General features: G+C 71.1%; 14 protein-coding genes. 5 read left to right on the top strand and 9 right to left on the bottom strand.

Features of this window, described 5'->3' with window-relative positions; genetic code table 11:
• Nucleotides 1–2: 2 nt before the first annotated feature.
• A complete protein-coding gene (locus ADL03_RS12700; RefSeq protein ID WP_053733571.1) occupies nucleotides 3–824 on the bottom strand; it encodes an ABC transporter permease in 822 nt (273 codons plus the stop codon).
• 74 nt (nucleotides 825–898) lie between these two features.
• Here ADL03_RS12700 and ADL03_RS48365 point away from each other — a divergent pair, with 74 nt between their 5' ends.
• Both ADL03_RS48365 and ADL03_RS12695 read left to right on the top strand, forming a co-directional pair.
• Nucleotides 899–1,099 carry a hypothetical protein gene (locus tag ADL03_RS48365; RefSeq protein ID WP_197288279.1) on the top strand — a complete coding sequence of 67 codons (201 nt, stop codon included), beginning with the start codon at nucleotides 899–901 and terminating at the stop codon, nucleotides 1,097–1,099.
• Entirely contained in the window at nucleotides 1,044–1,790 is a 747-nt protein-coding gene (locus ADL03_RS12695) for a mandelate racemase/muconate lactonizing enzyme family protein (protein WP_197288278.1), read from the top strand. The genes ADL03_RS48365 and ADL03_RS12695 overlap by 56 nt, the downstream gene beginning before the upstream one ends.
• Nucleotides 1,791–1,907: 117 nt before the next feature.
• Here the strand turns inward: ADL03_RS12695 and ADL03_RS12690 are convergent, their stop codons facing one another.
• Genes ADL03_RS12690 through ADL03_RS12675 form a run of 4 tightly spaced genes read right to left on the bottom strand, consistent with a single transcriptional unit; the run spans nucleotide 1,908 to nucleotide 4,408 of the window.
• The gene (locus ADL03_RS12690; RefSeq protein ID WP_053733570.1) at nucleotides 1,908–2,444 is read right to left on the bottom strand and encodes a DUF4916 domain-containing protein; all 537 of its coding nucleotides are present in this window, start codon (nucleotides 2,442–2,444) and stop codon (nucleotides 1,908–1,910) included.
• Nucleotides 2,445–2,448: 4 nt separating this feature from the next.
• Nucleotides 2,449–3,147, bottom strand: coding sequence for an NTP transferase domain-containing protein (locus ADL03_RS12685; RefSeq protein WP_053733569.1), 699 nt, complete (start codon nucleotides 3,145–3,147; stop codon nucleotides 2,449–2,451).
• Nucleotides 3,135–3,674: a hypothetical protein gene (locus tag ADL03_RS12680; RefSeq protein WP_157528525.1), complete on the bottom strand. Its 540-nt coding sequence runs from the start codon at nucleotides 3,672–3,674 to the stop codon at nucleotides 3,135–3,137. Before ADL03_RS12680 ends, ADL03_RS12685 begins: the two co-directional genes overlap by 13 nt.
• Nucleotides 3,675–3,676: 2 nt before the next feature.
• A complete protein-coding gene (locus ADL03_RS12675) occupies nucleotides 3,677–4,408 on the bottom strand; it encodes a phosphotransferase family protein (RefSeq protein WP_157528523.1) in 732 nt (243 codons plus the stop codon).
• Between the two features lie 487 nt (nucleotides 4,409–4,895).
• On the opposite strand from ADL03_RS12675, the gene ADL03_RS12670 reads away from it, so the two are divergent.
• Nucleotides 4,896–8,408 carry a BTAD domain-containing putative transcriptional regulator gene (locus ADL03_RS12670; protein WP_053733566.1) on the top strand — a complete coding sequence of 1,171 codons (3,513 nt, stop codon included), beginning with the start codon at nucleotides 4,896–4,898 and terminating at the stop codon, nucleotides 8,406–8,408.
• Nucleotides 8,409–8,442: 34 nt separating this feature from the next.
• A complete protein-coding gene (locus ADL03_RS12665) occupies nucleotides 8,443–9,123 on the top strand; it encodes a GntR family transcriptional regulator (protein WP_053733565.1) in 681 nt (226 codons plus the stop codon).
• Between the two features lie 27 nt (nucleotides 9,124–9,150).
• Here ADL03_RS12665 and ADL03_RS12660 read toward each other — a convergent pair whose 3' ends face one another.
• Nucleotides 9,151–9,552 (bottom strand): ATP-binding protein, encoded by a 402-nt coding sequence (locus tag ADL03_RS12660; protein WP_053733564.1) that lies wholly within the window; start codon nucleotides 9,550–9,552, stop codon nucleotides 9,151–9,153.
• A gap of 82 nt (nucleotides 9,553–9,634) precedes the next feature.
• Nucleotides 9,635–10,033: an ATP-binding protein gene (locus ADL03_RS12655; protein ID WP_053733563.1), complete on the bottom strand. Its 399-nt coding sequence runs from the start codon at nucleotides 10,031–10,033 to the stop codon at nucleotides 9,635–9,637.
• Nucleotides 10,034–10,141: 108 nt separating this feature from the next.
• Here ADL03_RS12655 and ADL03_RS12650 point away from each other — a divergent pair, with 108 nt between their 5' ends.
• Entirely contained in the window at nucleotides 10,142–10,708 is a 567-nt protein-coding gene (locus tag ADL03_RS12650) for a copper resistance CopC family protein (RefSeq protein ID WP_053733562.1), read from the top strand.
• Here the strand turns inward: ADL03_RS12650 and ADL03_RS12645 are convergent.
• Nucleotides 10,625–11,869 carry an RNA polymerase sigma factor gene (locus ADL03_RS12645; protein ID WP_082373070.1) on the bottom strand — a complete coding sequence of 415 codons (1,245 nt, stop codon included), beginning with the start codon at nucleotides 11,867–11,869 and terminating at the stop codon, nucleotides 10,625–10,627. The genes ADL03_RS12650 and ADL03_RS12645 overlap by 84 nt on opposite strands.
• The gene (locus ADL03_RS12640; protein ID WP_053733561.1) at nucleotides 11,869–12,219 is read right to left on the bottom strand and encodes a YciI family protein; all 351 of its coding nucleotides are present in this window, start codon (nucleotides 12,217–12,219) and stop codon (nucleotides 11,869–11,871) included. The genes ADL03_RS12645 and ADL03_RS12640 overlap by 1 nt, the downstream gene beginning before the upstream one ends.
• Nucleotides 12,220–12,249: the final 30 nt, after the last annotated feature.

Raw genomic sequence — 12,249 nt, 5'->3', positions numbered from 1 at the left:
GGTCAGCCTTTCGCGAGAAGGGTTGTGGTGACGGCGGAACCGCGCCTGCTGGCGTGCCAGGGCAGCATCAGCTTCTCGGCGAGGTCGAGCAGCGCGAACAGCAGCACGCCGACGACCGACATCACGATCAGGCCGGCGAAGAGCATCGGCGTGTCCAGGTTGCCGTTGGCCTGCAGGATCACGTAGCCGAGGCCTTCGTTGGCGCCGACGAACTCGCCGACCACGGCACCGGTGACGGCCAGCGTGATAGCGACCTTCAGGCCGGCGAACAGGTGCGGCAGCGCCGCCGGGAAGCGGATCTTCGCGAACGTCTTCAGCGGCCCGCCGCCCATCGTCGCGGCCAGCTCCAGCATCTCGCTGTCGACGGACTTCAGCCCGGTGACCATCGAGATCACGACCGGGAAGAACGCCATCAGCACGGCCACGATGACCTTGGGCTCGAAGCCGAACCCGAGCCACACCACGAACAGCGGTGCGATCGCGATCTTCGGAATGACCTGCGCGAACAGCAGGACCGGGTAGACCGTGCTCTCGACCGCCCGCGAGTACACCATCGCGACGGCGACCAGGACGCCGACGGCCGCGGCGATGACGAAGCCGAGGACCGTCTCCCAGGTGGTCGTCAGGGTGTGCGGCCACAGGTACGACCACCTGCCGATCAGCACGTCGGCCGTCTTGCCCGGCGACGGCACGAGGTAGGGCTCGACCAGCTCGGTGGCGGTGACGAGCTGCCACACCAGGATGAAGGCGAAGATCAGCGCGACCGGGCGCCACGCCCGCTCGACGACGCCGCCCCGCCTGCGGTCCGCCGAAACCTTGTCCACGAAGCTCCCTGAGGTCGGAAAGCGCTTTCCAGTACGCTATGTCCGGCTCACGGACCGGTCAAGGTGGAGGATCGATGAAGCTGAGCGGCTTGACGGTCGAACGGGTCGAGACGTTCGCCGTCGCACTGCCCACCACCCGGTCGTTCGGCATGTCCGGCGGACCGGTCGCGGTGGCCGGCCGTCCGAGCATCCGCGTGCTGGTCAAGGTGTCCGGGTGGCGTGCACGGGTGGGGCGAGGCGACCCCGATCCCCGCGTGGACCTACGAGACGACTGAATCGATCTTCACGACCATCAGCCGCTGCCTGGCGCCCGCGATCATCGGGCAGCCGGTCTGGCAGCTCGACGGCATCGGCCGCATCTTCGAGCGCACGATCAACCGCGGCTTCTCGATCGGCGCGCCGCTGGCGAAGGCCGCCGTCGACGTGGCGCTGCACGACCTCGCCGGGCGGGCGCTCGGCGTCCCGCTGGGCGCGCTGTGGGGGCAGCGGCGGCACGACGAGGTGGAGCTGGCGTGGGTCGTGTCCGGCCAGACGCCCGCGGAGGCCGCCGAGTGCGTCGCCGAAGGCCTGGCCGAGGGCTACCGGGCGGTCAAGGTGAAGGTCGGCCTGCACGACGAGCGCACGGACCTCGCCGTGGTGCGCGCGGTCAGGGAGGCAGCGCCGGACGCGCCGCTGTGGGTGGACGCGAACCAGGCCTACACGCGCGACGAGGCACTGCGGCCGGCCCGCGGTCTCGCCAAGCTCGGGGTGTTCGCGTTCGAGCAACCGCTGCCCGCCAACGACATCGCGGGCCAGCGGCGGCTCAGGGCCGCCAGTTCATCGCCTCGCCGCACGCGTCGGGTATCACCGTGCGGAACGGCAGGGCGGTGGTGCAGGACGGCCCGGGGCTCGGTGTCGAGGTGGACGAGAAGACGGTCCGCGAGCTGGCCGTCGACGTGCTGGCACAGCGTTGACCCGAGTGGGTGATCGCGGCCGGCCTCGACGCCGTCCAGAGTGGACAGTCGTTCGGTCAGCAGCACCTCCCCCGACGCCGCGACCGCCCGTGCCAGCGCCCCGCTGTGCCGCCCGCAGCCGCCGAAACCGTCATGTTGCCGGATCGGCTCGGTGGTTGGTCGAGGCGTGAGCAGCCAGGAGGCGCGGTACAAGACGATCCTGCCCGAAACCGAGGGAGTCACGCTCGGGAAGCGCGTCGGGCGAGAACCAGCGGAAATCGAAGGCCTTCCCACGAGGACGCGGGTCACCCGACATGACGCAGGTGTAGGTGAGGGCGACGGCATGCTTGCGGGGGTCGAAGAACTCGCCGGTGTCAGGATCGGGGAAGTACTCCACGACTTCCTTCAGGTCCAGGGTGTCGAGGTCGAGTGAGACCCGGTCACCCAGCGCCCAGTCGAAGACCCTCTCGACGGCGTTCGTCAGTGGTTCGCCGTGGTGGACTCCGCCGCCGACGAGGCACCATCGACGGCGGCCCCAGAAGGTGTCGCGGAGGATCAGTCCCACCAGTGGCTCCGGCCCCGGGTGGACCGGCAGCACGTCGATGCACAGGATCGGGATCTTCTTGGTGATCTCGTCGTACTCGGCCTCGGGAACCCACTTCCCCTTGGCCGAAGAACTGCTGCTCATGACATCATTCCTCGATGAGTTTTCCTGCCGGGAGCCAGGCAGCGGGAACGCCGATGTCCACAGAGGACACCGGAACGAGGGTGGCCGGACCCTGCTCGTTGAGCAGTGGCCCGATGGGGACTTCCCGCTCCACCGTGTCCGTCTCGGTTCGCGTGCTCCGGATCCGGCGCTCGATGGCGGCTTTGATCTCGTCAGTCCTCAGCTTCAGCGGGCCGACCCAGCAGGGCAGGCGCTGCTCGGCCTTGGCTTCGTCGCAAGGAATCTTCTCGACCCAGCGGCCGCTCGGCGTCAGGTACGTGTACCGCTCGGCTTCGGCAGGGTGCATCAGCACGACGCCGACTGCCGGAACGACGGCCTGCGCGATCTTCTCCGCGTCCCGGACGGACACCACGTTGTCGCCGAGGAGGACCTGGACCTCGGGCGAGGTGACGAGCTGAAGACCCGTGAGGAGCGCGGCTCCTGGTCCGTTCGGCTGACGCTGGAGGACGATCTCCGCCGGGAGGTCGCCCAGCACTTGGCAGAGGGGCAGCGCGTTCTCCGGGGCGGCGACGACCACGATCCGCCCACTTGAGATGCGCAACGCCGTCCGGACGAGCCGGCGGATGAGAGGTTCGCCATCGACGATGATCAACGGCTTGAAATAGGGCGGTGTGATGTCCTCGAGTCTGCTACCGCGTCCGGCGGCAAGGATCACGACATCCATACCGCGCCGATCTCCTTGATCAACTCCGTCTCGGCCTGGCCGTGGAAATGCACCAGTTTCCAGGTGCTTCCTCCGGTGACCTTGACGCCCAGGTCGTAGTTGTCGTCGACGTACACGCCACCCGCAGGAGAAATCTCCTCAAGCGCTTTCCGTTTGCCCGTGCTGTCCAGATCGGTTCCGGCCAGGAACCCGTTCAATGACGGATCAGCGGAGTGAAGCGTTCTCTGCACGACTTCGCGTGTGCCGGAGGTGATGAACTTGACGGTCCATCCGCGGGAGTGCAGCTCGCGGGCGGCTTCAGCGCCCGCGAGTGTGGTGACCCTGGTCCTGCTGAGCAAGTCGAGGTGAGACCGGGTTTTCCGATCGTGGACGACCTGGGCGCGCAGGAGGTCTCCCCCGCAGAGCGGGGGAAGCCAATTGCGCCACGTGGTACCCCAGAGGTGGTCGGGCAACTCGACACCGACCTCGGCATAGGCCCGCCGTACGATCTCTCGGGTGTCGACCAGCACCCCGTCGATGTCGAACACCACTACAGCCGACATGTCGCCGCTCCGATCAAGCTGTCCACGCATTCCTCCAGGAGGTGCTTCGCCTTCCGGGCCGAGACGTACACCATCGAACGGAGGAGGTGCACGATTCCGAAGTACAAAGCGGCTGTCAGGTCGTCGTGCTCCAGTCCTGTCATCGAGATGACGATGTCGAGCGGGACGTCGTCAGGCGCCGGTAGTTCGTAGGTCACCCGCTCGTATCCCACGCAGGACTGGAAGATTCGGCCGATGTCCAGGGCGATCACGTCGGGAAGGCCCGGGGTCGACGGGATCGGATCGATCAAGACCATCGCACCGTCGCGAGCGAAGAGGACGTTGTCGAATATCGGATCCCCGTGGGTGAGGCCCCGGGAAAGTCGATCCCATTCGATCCGGTCGCGAAGTTGGTTGAACACGTCTCTCCTGCGCCCGGTCAACGGTGCCGTGATGGGGGCCAGCCGATCGGCATGTGCCGATTCGTCGAACTCGACCTCGGGCGCCTGGTGCCACAAACTGGCTTGCAGCAGCCGGACGATGGACGGCGCGAACTTCCGGCTGTCGAGCAGTTCGAGAGGGATCGTGTCGAGCCGGTCCATGGTGTATCCCCACCGCGAGTCGTTCCGGAAAACACTGCGGACCGTCGGCAGGGCTTGGTTGCTGTGTCGCAGAATCCATTCACCTTGAGCGGCAACGCGGCTGCCGAGCGCGGTGTTCGGCGGGCCGTACTTGACCACCTGATCTCGGGATTTCGGTGCGATGCCCGCGCCCGATCGGCCCCGTTGGCCCGGCACACGGCAACCCGGCTCCGATCCTGGCGAGCTTGCTGACCCGTAAGTCTCCATGATCCTGAGTACTGATGCCGGCTCGTGTGCTGCGGTGTTCAATTACGGCTCCGTGCCTGCGGAAGTAGCTGTCCGGGATTCGCCGAGGACTTCCTGTTCGGTCGCGGGTGAGCAGGTCGGCTTGCGCATCCCGAGTCACCGGGGTTTGGTCCTGGTTCCAGCCTGCTGCCCGGTGTCTGCCTTTCGACTATTTCAAAGTTCCGGGCGGTCGCCAGCGAAGTCTTGTCTTGCTACCCCTCTGTGCTCGTTGCGTTGCCCTTCTTACTCGGATCGCCGATGGGACACCGCGCCACCACGCCGTTCGACCGACCGCGGTACCCAGGCATCCGCCCGCTTTCCCGGCCGCACGGCATCCGCTACGGCGGTATGGTCCAGACCGATGGCTGTCGAGTTCAACGTCCTCGGTCCGCTGCTCGTCCGGGTCAACGGCAGGGAGCTGGCGCTGGGCGGGTTCACCCGCCGGGCGGTGCTGGGCTTCCTGCTGCTCGACCCCGGCCGGGTGGTGTCGATCAGCGAGCTGACCGAGGCGCTGTGGCCGGGCGGGCACCCGCCGACCGCGCGCGGGATCCTGCTGAACGTCGTGTCGGCGTTGCGCAAGGCGGGCTTGGACATCGTGACGCGCAAGCCCGGCTACCTGCTGCGCGCGGATCCGGATCGGGTCGACCTGCACCGGTTCCGGGCTCTGCTGGCCCGTGCGGCCACCGCCGCGACACCGGAGCAGGCGGCGGCCCTGCTGCGTGACGCGCTGGCGTTGTGGCGGGGGCCGGTGCTCGCGGACCTGGTGGCCGACGGCGTGACGTGGCCGGCGCTGGTGGAGGTCGCGCGGCTGCGTGACGCCGCCGTGGAGGACCGGTTCGACGCGGAGATCGCCTGCGGGCGGCACCGCGAGGTGCTCGCCGAGCTCGAGGCGTTCGCGCGTGACCACCCGGTGCGCGAACGCGTGCAGGGCCAGCTGATGCTCGCCCTCTACCGGTCCGGCCGGCAGGCCGACGCGCTCGCGGTGTTCCGGCGGGCGCGCGACCGGCTCGCCGCGGAGCTGGGCATCGACCCCGGCCGCGAGCTGGTGGCGCTGGAACAGGCGGTGCTGACGCAGGACCCGGCACTCGCGCTGCCCCCGCCGGCCCTCCCGGTGCTGCTGGAGCGCAAGAAGGTCAGCGTGCTGGTGACGCGGCTGGAGCTGGGCAGCGACGAGTCGGCCGACGAACGGCTGGAGGCCGGTGTCGCCGACGTCCGCGCCCGGATCGAGGCGCTGGGTGGTGCCGTCGTGACCACGCTCGGCTCGACGGTGTGCGCGACCTTCGGTGCCCCGGTCAGCCGGGAGGACGACGCGGCACGGGCGGTGCGCGCGGCTTTCGAGGTCGTCAGCCGGCACCCCGCGGCCGCCGCCGTGCGCACCGGTCCGGCGCTGGTCACCTCCGGCGACCGGGTGGAGGTGAGCGGAACGCTGCTCGACGCGGGGCTCGCGCTGCTCGCGCGGGCCGCCGTCGGCGAGGTCAGGACCTGCCCCGCGACCGATCGCGCACTCACGCCCGCCGGCGACGACGCGCCGTTCGTCGGCAGGGCGGCGGAGCTGGAGCAGCTGCGCGAGACGTTCGAGGAGGTCTCGCGCACCCGGCGGCCGCGGCTCGTGACGCTGGTCGGCGAGCCGGGAGCGGGCAAGTCCCGGCTGGTGCGCGAGTTCACCGCCGGGCGGCACGCGCTGACCGGCCGGACGCCGCCGTTCAGCCACAACGACCCGCTGGCGCCGCTCGCGGAGATCGTGCGCGGCCACGCCGAGGTGTTCGACACCGACGACGCGGCGGTGGTCACCGCGAAGATCAAGGCGATCAGCACCGACCCGTGGCTCGTGGCGCAGCTGTCCGCGCTGGTCGGTGTGGGCGCGCAGGGCAGCGACGTGCTGATGGCGTGGCGCAGGCTCGTCGAGCAGCTCGCGGCCGAACCGCTCGTGGTGGTCGTCGAGGACGCGCACTGGGCGGACGACCTGGTGCTGGACTTCCTGCACGGGCTCGCGGACACGGCGGAGGACGTGCCGTTGCTGGTGCTCGTGACCGCACGGCCCGAGCTGGTGGCCCGCCGTCCGGCCCGGGGCGAGACCATCGAGCTCGCCCCACTGTCCGAAGAGGACACGGCACTGCTGCTGAAGGTGCTGATGACGCGGCACGACGTGGCGGCCGACCTGGGCACGTTGCTGCGCCGGTCGGCGGGCAACCCGTTGTTCGCGGGCGAGTACGTGCGCATGCTCCGCGACGGGGTGCGCGACGAGCTGCCGGACACCGTGCAGACGGTGATCGGCGCGCGGCTGGACTCGTTGCCACCGCTGGAGAAGGTGGTGCTGCAGGACGCGGCCGTCCTCGGTGCGACGGTGTGGCCGGGAGCGGTCGCCGCCGTCGCCGAACGGGACGTCGCCGAGGTCGCCCGATCGCTGGAGGTGTTGCGGCAGCGCGACTTCCTGCAACGCAGGCCGACCAGCAACGTCGTCGGCGAGACCGAGTACGCGTTCAGCCACGTGCTGGTGCGCGACGTGGCCTACGACCGCGTGCCGCGCACGAGCAAGGCGATGAAGCACTTCCACGCGGCGCAGTGGGTGCGGGCGTTGCCGCTGGAGCACGTTCCGCTGCTGGCACACCACTTCCAGGAGGCGGTGTGGCTGGCCGAGGCCACCGGACGGCCGTGCGACATCCTGGGCAGGCACGCGCGCGAGGCGTTGACCGAGACCGGCCGCAAGGCGACGGCGCTCGCGGCACGTGCCACGGCGACGCGCTGCTACGAGGCCGCGCTCGCCGTCTGCCCACCCGGTCACGGCGACCGCGCCGGGCTGCTGACGTTGCTGGGCGCGAGCCTGTCGTGGACGGGCGGTGGCACGCGGGAGCTCGCCGAGGCGGTGGAGCTGCACGTGGCCGCACGGGACTTCGCCGGTGCCGCCGACGCGGCGATGGCGGCGTGGCGGTCCTGCTGGCACCGCGGCGAGCACGCCGAAGCAGTGCGGCACCTGGAACAGACGCTGGGGTTCCTGGCGGTGGCCGAACCGGACGAGCGGGTGTTCGCCGTGCTGGCGCACACCGCGCACGCGCTCACGCTGGTCGGCCGGACCGACGAGGCGGTCACCACGGCACGGGCGGCACTGACCGGTGCGACCGGCACGGACCGGGCAGTTGCGTTGCAGACGCTGGGGCTGTCCCGCGTGAAGAAGGGTGAGGCCGCGGGGATCGACGACATGCGCCAGGCCGTGACCGAACGGCGCGCGGCCGGTGTCTCCACGAGCCTGTGCCTGTTCGACATGGGCACGGCGTACGCGATGCTCGGCGACGCCCGCGCGCGTCGGGCTGTGCGCGCCGAGGCACGGGTGGCGGCGCAACGGCACGGCGACCAGTACACGCTGTCCCGGCTCGAATCGTCGCGCTACGTCGAGCTGTTCTGGGAGGGCGACTACACCGCGGCGCTCGCGAACCTCGACGCATCGATCGCGGCCGGGCCTGCGGAACCGTTCTACCACGCCATCCGCGGCCGGATCCGGTTGCTGACCGGCGATCTCGGCAACGCCCGCGCCGACGCCGCCCGCGCACTCGAGCTCGCCCGCCGCAAGAACCACCCCGGCGAGCTGCAGCACCCGCTCGTGCTGGCCGCGCGGATCGCGTTGCTCGACGGGGAGCCGGCCGGGCGGTGGGTGGACGAACTGCTCGACGTGCTGCCCGGCAACCAGATCACCGGCCCGATCGGGGCGGGCCTGCCGATCGTGCTGGCGGCCACCGGGCACGGGCCGGACAGCCTGGCCGGGGTGTCGTGGTCGCGGTGGCGGGACGCGGCCGTCGCGTTCCTGGCCGGCGACCGGGGTGCCGCGCTGCGCGCGTACCGGGAGATCGGCTCGGTGCCGGACGCCCGTGAAGTGCGATGAGCCGCCAGTTATCGCACGGAAATAGCGTCCGGGTGTGCCCGTCACACCGCGCTACTACCAGGCCAAGACCCGGCTGCTCGACCTGCTCGCCGAACTGCCCGACAACACGCCGTTCCAGCCGGAACGCGAGCTCGCGGAGCTCTTCGGCATGTCGCGCACGACGATCCGCAAGGCGCTGGACGAACTGGTGCTGGAGGGCAAGCTCATCCGCAGGGTCGGCCGCCAGGGCACGACGGTCGCTCCCCGCGGGCAGCTGCACCGGGTGAGCCTGGACGCGCTGGTCGGTGACCTCGCGACCCGCGAGTCGGTCGTGGTGCGGACGCTCGGCGGCCAGGACGTGGTCAACGTCGAGTCCGTGCTGGTCCGCGGCGACGAACCGATCGGGGTGCGCTCGACGTACCTGCGCGCCTCGCAGTTCCCCGGCCTCGCCGAGACCTACGACCACGACGTGCCGCTGCGGAGGTTCCTCGCCGGCCGGTACGGGGTCCGGTTCGGTGACCTGCACCCGTGGTGCACCACCGCCCTCGCGACACCGCGCGTCGCCGGGCTGCTCGGCGTGCGGCCCGCCACGCCATTGCTGTCGATCGCGTGGCTGGCGCACGACGTCCACGGCAGAGCGGTCGAACGGTCGTGGGTGGTGCTGCGCAGCGATCGCGCGCAGCTCACGATGCACCTGCCGCGAACCGACCACGTCGTGCGCGAGTCGACCGCCTGAGGCGACCGGCGCCCTCTCGGGTCAGCGTCAGCGCACCGTCGAGATGTCCGCCCACACGGTCTTCAGGTCGGGGAACCGGTTGTGGCCCCACACCTGCGCCAAGCCGTTGACCAGCAACAACCCTCGCTGCCGACGCCCCAGGAACCCCATCCGCCCCAGCTGCGGGAACCGGCCGGGAGTGCTGTCGTCGACCTCGACCCGCACGACCTCGCGTTCAGGCAGGGACATGACCCGCACACGGCGCGGTGGCGCGGCGTGGTGGTAGGCGTTGCTGACGAGCTCGGTGGCCACGACCATCACGTCGACCACCACGTTCTCGTGCATTCCCAGCAGGAGACGACGTACCTGCGCGCGCACGTCCGCGAGCGGCAACATCCCCTCCGGAAGGACGAGGTCCACATGCTCGCTGGACCGTCCGATGACACCCATCAGCCTCTCCCCGCGCCCTGCTTTTTCAAGGCAGCAGGTTCCATACCCACAGGCGCGTTGATCGAAACCCACCGAACTGGAATCACTGCACTTCCCTGGGGAGATCGGCCCACACGACGGTGCCGCCCTGGGCGCGGTCCACGCCCCACCGGTCGGACAGCCGGGCCACCAGCACCAGGCCGTACCCGCGCTGCGGCCGGCTGACCTTCCGCAACGGCGGGCGGGTGTGGGCGTCGTGGGCGATCTCCACGCGGATCTTGCCGGGAGCGACCACCACGCGCAGGAGCGTCGGCTCCGACGTGTACCGGTAGGCGTTGCTGACCAGCTCGTTCACCACCAGGAGCACGTCCGCGACGCAGTCCTGGTCCTCGGCCATCAGCTCCAGCCGCACCCAGCGCCGGACGGTCGCGAGCGAGGGCCGCTGCCTGCCCAGCGGCAGGTGCGACACGTCGTCCGCCCGTGCTGCCTGGTCGTGCGCCAAACCGCTCCTCAAGGGTCGCGTTGATCAGGTTGCGGGCGGGTTACCCAGGTGCATAGGGCACCAAACCAGTGGCTTCAGCCGAGCCCGCCACACCGTTACTGTGCGCGAGTGACCCGTTACCTCATCGCGCTCGTGCTGGCGCTGCTCGCCGCGACGAGCACCACCGTCCCCGCGTCCGCCCACGCCGAGCTCAAGAGCAGCACCCCGGCGTCCGGAGCCACCCTCGACACCGCGCCGAAGCAGGTCGAGCTCGTCTTCAGCGACGCGGTGAGCCTGCCGGAGGGCGAGGCTGTCGTCATCACCGGCCCGGACGGGGCCAGGTGGCCGGTCACGCAGGCGCACGCGGTCAACAGCACGATCACGGCGGCGGTCGATCCGGCGGCGGCGAAGCCGGGGGCGCACACGCTCGCGTGGACCGCGCAGGCCGACGATGGCGACATCATCAAGGGAACGGTCACCTTCACGCTGAGCGCCGCCGCGGCCACCTCGTCGGCGCAGGCCCCGGCGTCGAGCACGGCGACCAGCACGGCGGCGAGCACGCAGGCGCCGAACGCCGCCCCGCCGGCCTCGGCCACGCGGGACTCAGGCGGGCTACCCGCCTGGGTGTGGGTCGTGCTCGGCCTGGTCGTGCTGGTCGGCGTGATCCTGCTGGTCCGCCGCCGCAAGCAGGCGTGAGCGCAGGAGGTCGCGCTCGGCCGGGTTCGTGGCCAGGTCGAGCGCGGCCGCCAGCGCCGCCCGCGGGTCCTGCCCCAGGCGGCTGAGCAGGTCGGCGCGCACGGCGTGGAACAGGTGGTACCGGTCCAGCTCCAGCCGGTCGACCAGCCGCAGCGCCGCGACGGGCCCGGAGACCTCGGCCACCGCGACCGCGCGGTGCAGCGCCACCACCGGGCTGGGCGCGACGGCCATCAGCCGGTCGTAGAGGGCCAGCACCTGGGTCCAGTCGGTCGGCGGGTCGCTGTGCACGGCGTTGATCGCGGCCTGGAGCTGGTAGGGACCCGGCCGGTTCCAGCGCAGGCACCGCCGCACGACGTCCTGGCCCTCGGCGACCAGGGCCGGGTCCCACAGCGCGCGGTCCTGGTCGGCCAGCAGCACCAGCCGGCCCCCCACCGACCGGGCCGCGCGGCGGGACTCGACCAGCAGCATCAACGCGAGCAGGCCCCACACCTCCGGCTCGTCCGGCATCAGCGCCGCCAGCACCCGGCAGAGCCGGATCGCCTCCCGTGCCAGCGCGGGCTCGCCGAGGTAGCCCTCGTTGAAGATCAGGTAGAGCACCGCGAGCACCGCCGCGAGCCGTTGCGGCAGGTCAGCGTCACGGGGCACGCGGTAGGGGATGCGGGCGGCGCGGATCTTGCCCTTCGCCCGCACGATCCGCTGCGCCATCGTGGGTTCCGGCACCAGGAACGCCCTGGCGATCTCCCTGGTCGACAGGCCGCCGAGCAGTGTCAACGTCAGCGCCACCCGTGCGGGCAGCGCCAGCGCCGGGTGGCAGCAGGTGAAGACGAGCCGCAGCCGGTCGTCGGGCACGGCACCCACCTCCTCCTCGGCGACCAGCTCCTCCTCGGGGCCCGGCACGCACCCGGCGTGCTCCCCCGCCGCCAGCAACGCCTGCTTCTCCCGGCCCCTGGTCTCGCGGCGCAGCCGGTCGACCGCGCGGTTGCGGGCGGTCGTGATGATCCAGCCGGCCGGGGAGGGCGGGACGCCGTCGACCGGCCAGCGCCGCGCGGCCGTGGCGAAGGCGTCCTGCACCGCGTCCTCGGCGAGGTCGAGGTCGCCGAGGACGCGGGTCAGCACGGAGACGGCCCTGCCGTACTCCGACCGGAAGATCTCCTCGATCATCAGACAGCGACGGGCCGCACCTCGACCGAGAGCGGGCGCAGCACGGTCGCGAGCCGGCGGCCCCACTCCAGCGCCTCGTCCAGGTCTGCGGCCCTGATGACGGTGAACCCGCCGATGTGCTCCTTGCCCTCGGTGAACGGCCCGTCGGTCATCAGCACGTCGCCGTCCTCCGCGCGCAGGACGGTGGCGGTCGACGGCGGGTGCAGGCCGACGGCGAACACCCAGGCGCCGCTCGCGCGCATCTCCTCGTTGAGGGCGGCCAGGTCGCGCATGATCGGGTCGAGCACCTCGGGCGGCGGGGCGTCACCGTCGGGCTGGTAGATGCTGAGCAGGTACTGCTGCTGGGTCATGGTGGACTCCTTTCCCCCGTTGTACGAACG

This window comes from Nocardia sp. NRRL S-836 (assembly GCF_001279525.1).
Classification (GTDB): Bacteria; Actinomycetota; Actinomycetes; order Mycobacteriales; family Pseudonocardiaceae; genus Lentzea.
This window is presented reverse-complemented; position numbering and strand designations above follow the sequence as displayed.

Bases quoted from the DNA above. Each gene is read 5' to 3' on its own strand.
- ADL03_RS48365 (WP_197288279.1), top strand. From the start codon at position 899: ATGAAGCTGAGCGGCTTGACGGTCGAACGGGTCGAGACGTTCGCCGTC.
- ADL03_RS12690 (WP_053733570.1), bottom strand. From the start codon at position 2,444: ATGAGCAGCAGTTCTTCGGCCAAGGGGAAGTGGGTTCCCGAGGCCGAG.
- ADL03_RS12685 (WP_053733569.1), bottom strand. From the start codon at position 3,147: ATGGATGTCGTGATCCTTGCCGCCGGACGCGGTAGCAGACTCGAGGAC.
- ADL03_RS12670 (WP_053733566.1), top strand. From the start codon at position 4,896: ATGGCTGTCGAGTTCAACGTCCTCGGTCCGCTGCTCGTCCGGGTCAAC.
- ADL03_RS12660 (WP_053733564.1), bottom strand. From the start codon at position 9,552: ATGGGTGTCATCGGACGGTCCAGCGAGCATGTGGACCTCGTCCTTCCG.
- ADL03_RS12645 (WP_082373070.1), bottom strand. From the start codon at position 11,869: ATGATCGAGGAGATCTTCCGGTCGGAGTACGGCAGGGCCGTCTCCGTG.
- ADL03_RS12640 (WP_053733561.1), bottom strand. From the start codon at position 12,219: ATGACCCAGCAGCAGTACCTGCTCAGCATCTACCAGCCCGACGGTGAC.